Consider the following 13,360-nt stretch of genomic DNA (forward strand, 5'->3'; position numbering starts at 1 on the left):
TGTAAACTTGTGTTTACACTACTACGCTGTCCGCATGCCGAAGGACATGGAAAACGACTCATCTCAAGCGATTGTCATCGGTGCCGGCCTTGGCGGGTTGGCGGCTGCAATGCGACTTGGCGCGAAAGGATATGCGGTCACGGTTCTTGACCGATTAGACCTACCAGGTGGGCGCGGATCATCGGTGACGCAAGACGGGCACCGGTTCGATCTCGGGCCGACGATCATTACCGTGCCGCAGGTCTATGAGAGCCTGTGGGCGGCTTGTGGCCGCAATTTTCACGAAGACATTGATCTGCGGCCGATGGATCCTTTTTACGAGGTCCGCTGGCAAGATGGTTCAACCTTCACGGCCCGTCAGGACACGGATGCAATGCTAGCAGAAGTCGCGCGCCTCAGCCCGCGTGACGTCAAAGGCTACAAAAAGTTCCTCAAGGACAGCCAGCGCCGCTATGTCGTTGGGTTCGAAGGTATGGTTGCCAAGCCGATGCACAGGCTCTGGGAAACGATCAAGGTTCTTCCCGAATTCGCGGTTCTGCGCGCAGACCGGTCAATCCTTGGCCTTGCAAAGGCCCGTGTAAAAGATCCCCGATTGCAAATGGCGCTTTCGTTTCATCCGCTCTTTATCGGCGGCGATCCGCGTCACGTGACGTCTATGTATGCGCTTGTTGCCTACCTGGAGAAAGAGTTCGGGGTGCACTACGCGATGGGCGGCGTCCAGGCGATCGCAAAGGCCATGGCACGCATTGTCAGGGCGCAAGGTGGTGTGATCCGGCAAGGTGCGGAAGTAGACGAGATTCTGGTCCAAGATGATGCAGCCAAAGGCGTGCGCCTGAACACGGGCGAGCAGATCCGTGCCGATCTGATTGTCAGCAACGCGGATGCGGGCCACACCTATCAGCATCTGCTGCGCAACAGACAGCGCAAACGCTGGACAGATGCAAAGCTCAAGTCTCGCCGTTGGTCGATGGGGCTTTTCGTTTGGTATTTTGGCACCAAAGGCACGGCGCAGATGTGGCCAGACGTTGGTCACCATACGATTACAAATGCGCCGCGCTATGAGGGATTGCTCAAGGATATCTTCATCAAAGGCAAACTTGCCGATGATATGAGCCTCTATATCCATCGCCCCGGAAAAACAGACCCAAGCGTCGCGCCAGAGGGCGATGACACGTTCTATGTTCTTTCACCGGTGCCGCATTTGGGTTTTGACAAACCGGTTGACTGGAAAGCCGAGGCAGAACGCTACAAAGCCAAGGTCCAAGCAGAAGTCGAGAAGACGCTGCCGGGCTTTGCTGAGCGTATCTCAACCGAAATGGTTCTGACGCCGGAGAACTTCCGCGACCGATACCTGTCTCCTAACGGATCAGGCTTCTCTATCGAGCCACGGATCCTGCAGTCAGCATGGTTCAGGCCGCACAATATCAGCGAAGAAGCCAAGGGTCTCTATCTGGTCGGCGCGGGCACGCATCCCGGGGCAGGCGTGCCCGGTGTGATTTCTTCGGCTGAGGTACTGGCCAAGATGGTCCCTGACGCACCTGTCCCTGTCGAAATGAAGGTTGCGGCGGAATGATACGACCTGACGATCTTGAGCACTGCCGCGAGGCAATCCGCCATGGGTCGCTTTCGTTTCATGCCGCCTCCAAATTGCTTCCGGCCAAAGTGCGTGATCCTGCACTTGCTCTTTATGCTTTCTGCCGTCTGGCAGATGACGAGGTTGATGAGGGTGATTATCAGGCGGGAGCAGTCTTTCGTTTGCAAGAACGGTTGGATGCGGCCTACGCCGGGCGGCCCAAAGATGCACCTGAAGATCGCGCCTTTGCAGCGATTATCGAAGATTTCGATATGCCACGCGCCTTGCCTGAGGCTTTGTTGGAAGGGCTGGCATGGGACGCTGCGGAGCGTCGCTATGACAGTCTAAGCGGCGTTCGCGACTACTCGGCGCGTGTGGCAAGTGCCGTGGGTGCAATGATGTGTGTCCTGATGCGGGTGCGCGATCCCGATGCGCTTGCCCGCGCCTGTGATCTGGGTGTCGCGATGCAACTGACCAACATCGCCCGCGACGTGGGTGAGGATGCGCGCATGGGGCGAATCTACCTGCCGCTTGACTGGTTACATGATGCGGGCATCGACCCGGTGAATTTCGTGCGTGAACCGCTCCCGACAAGCGAGGTGCGCCGGATGGTCAAACGTCTTCTGGCAGAGGCTGAGCGACTCTACCGCCGATCGGAGGCCGGGATCAACGTCTTGCCATTGCAAGCGCGCACTGGGATTTGGGCGGCAAGGCTGATCTATTCGGGAATCGGCACGCAACTCAGGCGTCAAGGATACGACAGTATCTCAATGCGGGCGCATACATCGGTCGCACAAAAGCTTGGATGGCTTGCGCAATCGGGTGCCCGCACAGTCGGATCAGTCATCATGCCAAGATCAGCGGTTGTTTACGCAAGACCATTGGATGAGGTGGCGTTCCTTGTGGACGCGGCCAGCCATGGACGCCGCAATGCAGGGCGCCCGATGACGGTTCTGAATATGCTGGCTGAATTGAAGGCGCGCGAAGCGCGCGTTGGATCGGGCAGGACAACGCCCTAAGTATCGCACGGGCCCAAACGGAGGCACGACGATGGACTGGATTCTTTTCTGTATCTTTCTTGCGGCAACTTTTGCCGCCGGTGCCACTGGCGCCATGTTTCCGACGGGTGAATGGTACAAGCAGCTCAACAAGCCATCATGGACACCGCCAAACTGGTTATTCCCCATTGCTTGGACGACGATCTATCTTCTGATGTCGTTTGCCGGTGCGCGCGTGGCCGTGCTGGAAGGCAGCGCCTATGCGATGGCGTTCTGGGCCATGCAGATAGCTTTCAATGCGCTCTGGACGCCGGTTTTTTTCGGTTTGCGGAACCTCAAAGCCTCTTTACCGATCATGACAGGGCTTTGGCTTGCGGTGTTGGGGTGTCTGATCACCCATTGGCAGCTTGATATCTGGGCTGGTCTGGCCTTTGTCCCCTATATGGCTTGGGTCACGGTCGCGGCAGCGCTGAACCTGTCCATGGTGCGTCTCAATCCCGACCAGAAACCCCTCAAGCTCCAGACGCTCTGAGACCTCTTGCACGTCCCCCAAAACGGTGAAACCATTGGGGATGGAACATCACATCAAATCATGGGCCGAGTGCGCCCCCCGGTTGGTCGCTGTCGCGGCAGGCCGCGATAAGGCGGATCTTGTCATTCGCGGCGGCAAGCTGGTGAATGTGCAATCCCGCGAAATTCTTGATGATTGGCAGGTGGCCGTCGCCGAAGGGCGCTTTGCCTATGTCGGACCTGATGCATCGCATTGCATCGGCCCCGATACCCGCGTGATCGAGGCTGACGGCCGCTATCTGATCCCCGGACTTTGCGATGGTCATATGCATATCGAAAGCGGGATGTTGACCCCGGCCGAGTTTGCCGCTGCCGTGATCCCCCATGGCACCACCACGATGTTCACTGATCCTCATGAGATAGCGAATGTCCTCGGTCTGCGCGGCGTTCGCATGATGCATGACGAGGCACTGATGCAGCCTGTGAACATCTACACGCAAATGCCGTCTTGCGCGCCATCCGCGCCGGGTTTGGAGACGACAGGGTTCGAGATCAGCGCCGAAGATGTGGCCGAGGCCATGGCATGGCCGGGGATCATCGGACTGGGCGAGATGATGAACTTTCCCGGGGTGATCAATGGCGACCCCCAGATGCTGGCCGAAATGGCGGCGACGATGAACGCAGGCAAGACCGTCGGCGGGCACTACGCGTCACCTGACAAGGGGGTCGCGTTCTCGGCTTATGTGGCCGGCGGTGCCGCTGACGACCACGAAGGCACGGCAGAGGCCGACGCCATCGCGCGCGTCCGTAACGGGATGCGGTCCATGATGAGGTTGGGCTCGGCCTGGTATGACGTGGAGAGCCAGATCACTGCGGTGACGGAAAAGGGACTCGACCCGCGCAATTTCATTCTTTGTACGGATGATTGCCACTCGGGGACCTTGGTCAACGACGGCCACATGAACCGCGTCGTGCGTCACACGATTGCCTGCGGTTGCGATCCGGTGATCGCGCTGCAGATGGCGACGATCAATACCGCGACACATTTCGGGCTGGAGCGCGAGTTGGGTTCCATCGCGCCCGGGCGGCGGGCGGACGTGATCCTGACTTCGGACCTCACGACCTTGCCAATCGAGGAAGTGATCGCGCGTGGTGTCACCGTCGCGCGGAACGGCAAACTAACCGTGAACTGCCCCCACTACGACTGGCCCGCTGATGCACGAGGCACGGTGCACCTAGGTAAAGTTCTGACAGCGACCGACTTTGCCATTACAGCCCCCGAAGGCAAGAACAGCGTCAAAGCCAAGGTGATTGGGGTTGTTGAGAATCAGGCGCCGACGCAGGCCTTGACCGCTGAGCTGCCGGTAGTTGACGGTCTCGTCGAGGGGGAAGGCGACACATACCAGATCGCCCTTGTTGAGCGGCATCGTGGCACAGGCGCTGTGACCAACGGTTTTGTGTCCGGCTTCGGCTATACCGGCAAGATGGCGATGGCCTCCACCGTCGCGCATGACAGTCACCACATGATTGTGGTCGGCACGGATCGGGAAATGATGGCGGCAGCCGCGAACCGGTTGGGTAAGGTCGGTGGTGGCGTATCAATCTGGAAAGACGGGGAAGAGATCAGCCTTGTCGAACTTCCTATTGCAGGCCTCATGTCTGACAGCCCTGCCGCTGAAGTTGCAGCACAGGCCGACCGCATGGTTGCAGCGATGGCAGCCTGTGGATGCACGCTCAATAACGCCTATATGCAGCATTCGCTGCTGGCACTTGTTGTCATTCCCTCGTTACGGATCTCTGATCTGGGTCTCGTGGATGTTGACAGGTTTGAAATAACAGAATTGTTCGAGGACAACGCATGAATATGGCAGAGCAGGCAATGATACGCACACCCGACGTGCCGGGGCCTGAAAGTTTCACAGATCCCAAGGCAGCAGTTGCGCGTCTGCAGGAACTCTACCACACCGCTGTCCACTTCTTGTCGGACGGTTTTGCCAAGGCGCTTCGCGAAGGCCAGCCTGCGAGCCGCATTCGGGCCTACTATCCGGAAATTCGCCTGACAACGACAACCTACGCAAAAATGGACAACCGCCTCTCGTTCGGCCATGTCGCCGAGCCCGGCACCTATGCGACGACAGTCACGCGGCCGGACCTGTTCGCGTCTTATCTTGAGCAACAGATCGGGCTCTTGATGAAAAGCCATGGGGTACCCGTGGTTGTTGGCGCCTCGACCACCGAAATGCCTGTGCATTTTGCGGCAGCGAACGATCCCGGCCTGACCGTTCCACAAGACGGTTCGATGGAGTTCAACCTGCGCGACAATTTTGACGTTCCGGATCTAAGCACGACCCATGACGATATCGTCAACGGTGAGGGTTTCACATATCCTGACGGCGCGCGTCCACTTGCTCCGTTCACGGCACAGCGCATTGACTACTCGCTCGCGCGACTTGCGCATTACACGGCGACGGCACCAGAGCACTTTCAAAATCACGTGCTTTTCACCAACTACCAGTTCTATGTGGAAGAATTCGAGGCCTATGCCCGCCACATGCTGGCCGACAAAGACAGTGGCTACACCAGCTTTGTCAGCACAGGGAATGTCGAGATCACAGAGCCGGACGCGCAATTGCCTGTGCCGGCCAAGCTGCCGCAAATGCCGACATATCACCTGAAACGCGCAAACGGAGCGGGCATCACGCTGGTCAATATCGGCGTCGGCCCCTCAAACGCAAAAACCGCAACTGACCATATCGCCGTCTTGCGGCCGCATGCGTGGTTAATGGTCGGCCATTGCGCCGGTCTGCGAAATTCGCAGCGATTGGGCGATTTCGTCCTAGCGCACGCCTATCTGCGCGAAGATCATGTTCTCGATGATGACTTGCCGGTCTGGGTGCCGATTCCGGCGCTGGCCGAGATACAGATCGCACTGGAAACGGCAGTGGCGGATGTGACAGAGCTGGAAGGGTATGAGCTCAAGCGCATCATGCGTACAGGAACGGTTGCTACGATTGATAACCGAAACTGGGAGCTGCGAGAGCAAGCTGGACCTGTTCAGCGTCTTTCGCAATCGCGGGCCATTGCCTTGGATATGGAAAGCGCCACGATTGCCGCAAATGGTTTCCGCTTCCGCGTTCCGTACGGGACATTGCTTTGCGTCAGCGACAAACCATTGCATGGTGAACTGAAGCTGCCCGGAATGGCATCCGAGTTTTACAAAACGCAGGTCGCCGCCCATTTGATGATCGGTATTCGTGCGATGGAACGCCTGCGAGAGATGCCGTTGGAACGCATTCACAGCCGGAAACTTCGGAGTTTTGAAGAGACCGCCTTCCTCTAGCGACAAAAATCACCAAAAAACTGCCGAAAACCCCTTATTTTGTGCAGCTAATCGTTGTGGTGTCACACAAGATACCGTTAAATGTTCAAGCAACGGGCCCAAATTATAGGGCGAATGAGGGAGAACAGTCGAATGGCGACAAAACCAATGACAAAAGCACAGCTGGTAGCTGCGCTGGCCGATGAAACAGGCATGGACAAGAAATCTGCAGGTGGCGCGATCGACGCACTGACCGATATCATCACGAAAGAGGTGTCCGGCGGTGGCGCAGTAACCCTCCCTGGTGTTGGCAAGATCTACTGCCGTGAGCGTCCGGAGCGTATGGTGCGCAACCCTGCCACCGGTGAGCAGATCAAGAAAGAAGCCGACAAGGTCGTCAAGATGACGATCGCCAAAGCGCTGAAAGACAGCGTAAACGGCTAAGCTGGACCACTTGGTCTGAGCAATGACGCAAAGGGCCGCCTATGGGCGGCCTTTTCTTTGGGCTCATTTGGGATAAGTTTCGGAACAATTCCAATCGGCCGGCGGTTAGTCGTCTAAACAGGGGGACTTTGCCATGAGTGGATTACTCGCGCTTCTTGACGACGTTGCAGCTATCGTCAAACTCTCAGCGGCCCAGTTGGACGATATCGCAGCACAAGCCAGCAAGGCTGGTGCCAAGGCTGCAGGTGTTGTGATTGATGACGCGGCTGTCACCCCGAAATACGTGACCGGGCTACCAGCGGCACGAGAACTTCCCATCGTCTGGAAAATTGCGCGCGCCTCATTCTTCAACAAGCTTGTCATCTTGCTGCCCGCAGCTTTGCTGCTGGATGCGTTTTTGCCGTGGCTTCTGACGCCTCTACTGATGATTGGAGGGGCCTATCTCTGTTTTGAAGGGGCCGAAAAGGTCTGGCATCTGATTGTGCCGCACAAGGAACATGGCCCCCAGCAGGCCGAAACGCTGGATGCAGCACATCTTGAGGAGCAACGTGTCAAAGGGGCGATCAAAACAGATTTCATCCTTTCGGCTGAAATCATGACGATTTCCCTGTCGCAGATCGATTCAGATGTCTTCTGGATCAAGCTTGCAGCACTCGGCGCTGTTGCGATTGGTATCACTGCCTTGGTCTATGGTGCAGTTGCCCTTCTTGTGAAAGCTGACGATGCTGGACTTCTTATGGCCAAGCAAGGCCGCTTGGCGACAACACGTCAGCTTGGCCGAGCCATCGTAAAGGCGATGCCGAGTGTCATGGTGGCAATCGCCACTATTGGCACCATTGCCATGCTTTGGGTCGGCGGAAGCATCATTGTTCATGGATTGCATGATTTGGGATGGCATTTGCCATACGAGACGATCAAGCATGTGGCAGAGGACTACGGTGGAACCTCAGGCTTTGTAAAATGGGCGATCACCGCAGGGCTTGATGGATTGCTTGGCCTCGTTTTCGGACTGTTGCTCATTCCGGTCGTAACAAAAGGTCTCGTTCCGGTTATGGGACGATTGTTCCCTGAGAAGTCACCGCAACCGCACTAATGGATGTCAAAGCGATCATGATGGGGCTGGCGTTCGCATTTATGTGGTCATCAGCCTTTACCTCTGCGCGGGTGATCGTCGAATATGCGCCGCCACTCTCTGCACTGGCGTTACGGTTTCTCATTTCAGGGCTTCTTGGTGTTGTGATTGCGCTGGCGCTCGGCCAGTCCGCCAGACTGACTTGCAAGCAATGGCTAGGCGTCGTGATCTTCGGGCTTTGTCAAAATGCCCTCTATCTTGGCCTCAATTTTGTTGCGATGCAGACCGTTCCGGCATCGCTGGCAGCTATCATTGCATCGACAATGCCGCTGCTTGTGGCGATTGCCGGTTGGCTGGTCTTCGGGAACCGTGTGCGGCCTCTGGGCATTGCCGGTCTGATTGCGGGGGTTGTCGGGGTCGGTCTGATCATGGGCGCGCGCTTGCAAGGTGGCGCCGACCTCTATGGGATCATCCTTTGCGTGATTGGTGTGGTCTCGCTGACAATCGCGACATTGGCTGTTCTTGGTGCGTCCTCAGGCGGCAATGTTCTGATGATCGTAGGGCTACAAATGCTGGTCGGCAGCGCGATCCTTTGGGTGCCAGCACTCGCTTTCGAGACTTTGGACGTGACCCTGAACTGGCAACTGATCGTTGCGTTCATCTACACGACGCTGGTGCCCGGGCTGGCGGCGACATGGGTCTGGTTCGTCTTGGTGGGGCGGATCGGGGCGGTGAAGGCCTCGACGTTTCACTTTCTTAACCCGTTTCTGGGCGTCGCCATCGCGGCCGCGCTCTTGGGCGAAGCCATCGGCGTACTGGATGTGATTGGTGTTGTGATCATCGCAGGCGGCATTCTGGCCGTGCAGCTGTCGAAACAGGCCTAGCCGATCTTGCCGCGCACGCCGCCTGTCTGACCGCGATCGAGCAGCAGATGATCAAGGATCACGCAGGCCATCATCGCCTCGCCCACAGGCACCGCACGAATGCCGACGCAGGGGTCATGGCGCCCTTTAGTGGTCACTTCGGTCGGGGTGCCGTCCATGCGGATCGACTTGCGTGGGGACAGGATCGACGAAGTCGGTTTCACCGCAAAGCGCACGACGATGTCCTGCCCTGTGCTGATGCCGCCAAGGATGCCGCCTGCGTGGTTCGAAGAATACGCTGGCTGGCCGTCGTTCCCCATGAAAATCTCGTCTGCATTCTCACGGCCTGTGAGGGCGGCGGCGGCCATGCCTTCGCCGATCTCGACGCCTTTGACGGCATTGATCGACATCATCGCGGCAGCAAGGTCGGTATCGAGCTTTCCATAGACCGGCGCACCGATTCCGGCAGGGACACCGCGTGCAACAACCTCGATGATCGCGCCGACCGAGTTGTGATCATCCTTGCGCAGCCACGCGAGGTAGTCGTTCCACTCTTTCGCGGCCTCTGCATCAGGGCAGAAAAAGTCGTTTTGGTCGATCTGGTCCCAATCCATGCGCGAGCGGTCGATCTGCTTGGCACCCATCTGGGTCATGTAGCCCTTGATTTGCACATTAGGCGCGATTGCCTTGATCGCCTCGCGCGCGACACCACCGGCGGCGACACGGGCGGCTGTTTCACGGGCAGAGGACCGCCCGCCGCCGCGATAATCCCTGATCCCATATTTCTGGTGATAGGTGATGTCCGCGTGACCGGGGCGGAAGGTATTGGCGATATCGCCATAGTCCTTCGACCGTTGGTCGGTGTTCTCGATCATCAACTGGATCGGCGTGCCGGTTGTCTTGCCCTCGAACACGCCGGACAGGATTTTCACCGCGTCAGGTTCATTCCGCTGGGTGGTGTTCTTGTTCAGACCCGGACGGCGCTTGTCCATCCACTGCTGGATCATGGCTTCTTGCAGCGGCACACCGGGCGGGCAGCCGTCTACCGTGGCACCCAAAGCGGGCCCGTGGCTCTCGCCCCAGGTGGTGAAGCGATAGAGATGTCCGAAGCTGTTGATCGACATGAGATCTCTCCAAATTGCCGTTCGGGTCTAGCGGGGGTGGCAAAAAGGCTCAAGAGGTTTCCCTTGTCTTGGCGCAGCATCCGTTCTACCTAAGCCCTACCTCGGGGGGCCAATCCTGGCTGAGATGCGTATCGCGCGGACCCGTTGAACCTGAACCGGTTAAGACCGGCGGAGGGAAGGTTTAGCAATTCCGCTATCCCCAAATCCGCCCGTCGCATTTGGAGGATACGATGAAGAACACCACCTATCTGCCAGCTGTTGCGGGATTTGCCCTGATTGCCACGGGTGCCGTGGCGGACGGTCATGCACCTGTGCTGCAAGTCTACACCTACGACAGCTTTACCAGCGACTGGGGTCCCGGCCCCGCGATCGAGGCAGCATTCGAGGAAACCTGTGCCTGTGATCTGCAATTCGTGGGCGCGGGCGACGGTGCGGCCCTGCTTGCCCGTCTGCAGTTGGAAGGCCCGCGCACTGATGCCGATATCGTGCTGGGGCTGGACACCAACCTGACAGCGGCGGCCCGTGAAACCGGCCTTTTTGCCCCGCATGGGGTCGAGGCTGATCTGGACCTGCCAATCGCATGGACCGACCCTGACTTCCTGCCCTTTGACTGGGGCTATTTCGCCTTTGTCGCCAATGCCGATGCGGCGGCGCCCGCCTCGCTGACCGAGCTGGCCGCAAGCGACACCTCCATCGTCATTCAGGACCCCCGCTCGTCCACGCCCGGTCTGGGTCTGCTGATGTGGGTGAAAGCTGCCTACGGTGACGACGCCGCACAGGTCTGGGCGGATCTCGCCGATAACATCGTGACCGTCACTCCCGGTTGGTCCGAAGCCTATGGCATGTTCCTTGAGGGCGAGGCCGACGCGGTGCTGTCCTACACCACATCGCCTGCCTATCACCTGATCGCGGAAGAAGACGCGAGCAAGGTCGCTTGGGCCTTTGACGAAGGCCATTACATGCAGGTCGAAGTTGCGGGCAAAGTTGCCACCACCGACCAGCCGGAACTGGCCGACCAGTTCCTCGCCTTCATGGTGACGGATGCATTCCAGAGTGTCATTCCGACGACCAACTGGATGTATCCGGCTGTGGTGCCTGTAGAGGGTCTGCCCGCTGGATTTGAAACTTTGGTGACGCCTGAGGCTTCGCTACTTCTATCGCCGGAGGAAGCGGCGAGCGTCCGTGATGCGGCGTTGGACGAATGGCGCAACGCGCTGTCCCAATAACTTCAAGGGTGCCAGCTATCGCTGCGGCGGGGCTGGTTCTTTTGCTGACACTTGGCACGTTGGGGGCTGTGCTTTGGCGCGCTGAGTGGCAGGGCGGTCTGTCGCCCGCTGACTGGGCTGCCATCCGGTTCACTGTCTGGCAAGCGCTTCTGTCGGCGGCAATCAGCGTTGTTCTGGCAATCCCTATCGCCCGCGCACTGGCGCGCCGTCAGTTCCGGGGCCGTCAATTTCTGATCACCTTGCTTGGCGCGCCGTTTCTTTTGCCTGTGATCGTCGCGGTCCTTGGCCTTCTGGCGGTGTTTGGGCGCGGAGGCATCCTCAATAGCGGGTTAGAGGCGATTGGCCTGCCGACCGTTTCGATCTTCGGGCTGCAGGGCGTTGTACTGGCGCATGTCTTTTTCAATCTGCCACTAGCGATCCGCTTTATCCTGCAGGGGTGGTTGGCGATCCCTTCAGAAAGGTTCAGGCTGGCCGCAACCCTGAACGCCCCGATTGGTCGCCTGCTAGAATGGCCGATGTTGCGAACAGTGGTTCCGAGCACTTTTCTTGTTATCTTTCTGATCTGTCTCACCAGCTTTGCTGTTGCGCTGACTATGGGTGGTGGCCCGCGCGCCACGACGGTCGAGCTTGCGATCTATCAGGCATTGCGCTTCGATTTTGATCTTGGACGCGCCGCTCTTTTGGCAGTGATCCAATTCGGCCTTTGTGTGGGCGCTGCATTGCTTGCATGGCGGCTCACCGGAGAAAACCTGAGCGGTGCGGGATTGGATCGGGTCGTCCAAAGATGGGACACACCGAAACCATGGATCGATTTCCTCTGGATTGCAGCGGCCGCCCTTTTTCTTCTGATACCCTTGGCGATGATTATCCTTCGCGGTTTGCCAGGAATGTTTGACATGCCCGAAAGCATTCTGGCAGCGGCTATGCGGTCCGTCCTTGTCGCGGTCGGTTCTTCGCTGCTTTGTACGGCGATGGCCTTCGCTTTGGCGCTCAAGGGAGGGATAGCTGTTTCGGTTGTTGGCGTCTTGCCACTGGCCGCTTCAGGGCTGGTCGTCGGAACCGGTGCGTTCCTTATTGTCTTCCCGTTCGCCCGCCCCTCAGATGTGGCGCTGCTCGTGACCATGCTGGTGAATGCAACTTTGGCTTTGCCTTTTGCCTTGCGCGCGATCGCGCCAGCGATCGCGGCGATCCAGCAAGACTTTGGTAGGTTGGGAACAAGTTTGGGAATGGGCGGCTGGTCATGGGTTCGGTTGGTGGTTTTTCCCCGTGCGCGGCGACCTTTAGGTTTTGCTGCCGGATTGGCTGCGGCACTGTCCATGGGGGATCTCGGTGTGATTACACTTTTTGCAGGCCAATCTGAGGAGACACTTCCCTTGGCGATGTATCGGCTCATGGGGGCTTATCGAATGGAGGCTGCTGCGAGTGCGGCTCTTTTGTTGCTTGTCCTGAGCTTTGCCCTGTTCTGGCTGTGTGACAAATGGGGGCGCAGCGATGCTGACATTTGATCGGGTGGAACTGCGCCAAGGGGATTTTCGGCTCAAGGCGCATTTGTCTGTTGCGGCCGGCAGTCTTAGTGCGTTGATCGGGCCTTCAGGGTCCGGAAAATCGACGCTTCTCGCCGCGATTGCTGGCTTTATCGCGCCAGCCCAAGGACGTATCCTTTGGGCTGGGAAGGACATGACCGGAAAGGCGCCCGGTCAAAGGTCCGTTGCGATGCTGTTTCAGGACAACAATCTCTTTCCGCATCTGTCAGCTGCACAGAACGTAGGGCTCGGCCTGAGACCGGACCTGAAATTGACGCAAGATGACCGTGAACGTGTTTCTGACGCGCTGGGTCAGGTCGGTTTGGCCGGACTTGAAAACCGCAAACCGAGTGCTCTGTCGGGTGGTCAACAAAGCCGTGTCGCAATAGCCCGTGTTCTTGTTTCGCAAAGTGACATTGTTTTGCTTGATGAGCCCTTCGCCGCTCTTGGCCCCGCGCTCAAGGATGAGATGCTTGATTTGGTCGCAGACAAATTGTCAGCCAAAGGCCGGACGGTCATCATGGTTACCCATGATCCTGCTGATGCACGGCGTATCGCGTCGCAAACCATCGTCGTTTCAGATGGCATCGTTCATCCGCCAGTGGAGACAGGACCACTTCTGGATAATCCGCCAGAGGCTCTAGCGGCCTATTTGGGCGGAAAGAAAGACAAAAAAGGCCCGCTCAACTGAGCGGGCCTTTTCAATTA

Annotated in this window: 12 protein-coding genes and 1 riboswitch; of the genes, 11 read left to right on the plus strand and 1 reads right to left on the minus strand. The window is 58.1% G+C overall.

What is annotated here, in order from left to right:
• The first annotated feature begins 34 nt into the window (after nucleotides 1-34).
• From BM316_RS11850 to BM316_RS11885, 8 genes are all read left to right on the plus strand, one after another.
• Nucleotides 35-1,573, plus strand: a complete 1,539-nt coding sequence (locus BM316_RS11850) for a phytoene desaturase (RefSeq protein ID WP_090208725.1) — start codon at nucleotides 35-37, stop codon at nucleotides 1,571-1,573.
• Nucleotides 1,570-2,592 (plus strand): 15-cis-phytoene synthase, encoded by a 1,023-nt coding sequence (crtB, locus tag BM316_RS11855; RefSeq protein ID WP_090208728.1) that lies wholly within the window; start codon nucleotides 1,570-1,572, stop codon nucleotides 2,590-2,592. The genes BM316_RS11850 and crtB overlap by 4 nt, the downstream gene beginning before the upstream one ends.
• Before the next feature lie 31 nt (nucleotides 2,593-2,623).
• Entirely contained in the window at nucleotides 2,624-3,103 is a 480-nt protein-coding gene (gene tspO, locus BM316_RS11860) for a tryptophan-rich sensory protein TspO (RefSeq protein ID WP_090208731.1), read from the plus strand.
• 40 nt (nucleotides 3,104-3,143) lie between these two features.
• On the plus strand, nucleotides 3,144-4,943 hold the full coding sequence (gene ade / locus BM316_RS11865; RefSeq protein WP_090208734.1) for an adenine deaminase: 1,800 nt from the start codon (nucleotides 3,144-3,146) through the stop codon (nucleotides 4,941-4,943).
• 2 nt (nucleotides 4,944-4,945) lie between these two features.
• Nucleotides 4,946-6,421: an AMP nucleosidase gene (locus BM316_RS11870; RefSeq protein WP_375342242.1), complete on the plus strand. Its 1,476-nt coding sequence runs from the start codon at nucleotides 4,946-4,948 to the stop codon at nucleotides 6,419-6,421.
• Nucleotides 6,422-6,553: 132 nt separating this feature from the next.
• On the plus strand, nucleotides 6,554-6,844 hold the full coding sequence (locus BM316_RS11875) for an HU family DNA-binding protein (RefSeq protein WP_090208739.1): 291 nt from the start codon (nucleotides 6,554-6,556) through the stop codon (nucleotides 6,842-6,844).
• A 133-nt stretch (nucleotides 6,845-6,977) separates the two neighbouring features.
• Nucleotides 6,978-7,937: a DUF808 domain-containing protein gene (locus BM316_RS11880; protein ID WP_090208742.1), complete on the plus strand. Its 960-nt coding sequence runs from the start codon at nucleotides 6,978-6,980 to the stop codon at nucleotides 7,935-7,937.
• Nucleotides 7,937-8,800 carry a DMT family transporter gene (locus BM316_RS11885; protein WP_090208745.1) on the plus strand — a complete coding sequence of 288 codons (864 nt, stop codon included), beginning with the start codon at nucleotides 7,937-7,939 and terminating at the stop codon, nucleotides 8,798-8,800. The genes BM316_RS11880 and BM316_RS11885 overlap by 1 nt, the downstream gene beginning before the upstream one ends.
• Here BM316_RS11885 and aroC read toward each other — a convergent pair.
• Nucleotides 8,797-9,903 (minus strand): chorismate synthase, encoded by a 1,107-nt coding sequence (gene aroC, locus BM316_RS11890; protein ID WP_090208748.1) that lies wholly within the window; start codon nucleotides 9,901-9,903, stop codon nucleotides 8,797-8,799. The genes BM316_RS11885 and aroC overlap by 4 nt on opposite strands.
• Nucleotides 9,904-9,995: 92 nt before the next feature.
• A riboswitch (TPP riboswitch) is annotated at nucleotides 9,996-10,097 on the plus strand.
• Between the two features lie 36 nt (nucleotides 10,098-10,133).
• On the opposite strand from aroC, the gene thiB reads away from it, so the two are divergent.
• From thiB to BM316_RS11905, 3 genes are read left to right on the plus strand one after another with little or no spacing between them, the layout of a single operon-like run.
• The gene (thiB, locus tag BM316_RS11895; protein ID WP_090208751.1) at nucleotides 10,134-11,129 is read left to right on the plus strand and encodes a thiamine ABC transporter substrate binding subunit; all 996 of its coding nucleotides are present in this window, start codon (nucleotides 10,134-10,136) and stop codon (nucleotides 11,127-11,129) included.
• Complete coding sequence (locus tag BM316_RS11900; RefSeq protein WP_090208752.1) at nucleotides 11,105-12,634, plus strand: ABC transporter permease family protein; 1,530 nt, start codon at nucleotides 11,105-11,107, stop codon at nucleotides 12,632-12,634. Before thiB ends, BM316_RS11900 begins: the two co-directional genes overlap by 25 nt.
• Nucleotides 12,621-13,343: a thiamine ABC transporter ATP-binding protein gene (locus tag BM316_RS11905; protein WP_090208755.1), complete on the plus strand. Its 723-nt coding sequence runs from the start codon at nucleotides 12,621-12,623 to the stop codon at nucleotides 13,341-13,343. The genes BM316_RS11900 and BM316_RS11905 overlap by 14 nt, the downstream gene beginning before the upstream one ends.
• Nucleotides 13,344-13,360 lie beyond the last annotated feature (17 nt).

Origin of the sequence: Yoonia litorea (genome assembly GCF_900114675.1) — a bacterium.
Classification (GTDB): domain Bacteria; phylum Pseudomonadota; class Alphaproteobacteria; order Rhodobacterales; family Rhodobacteraceae; genus Yoonia; species Yoonia litorea.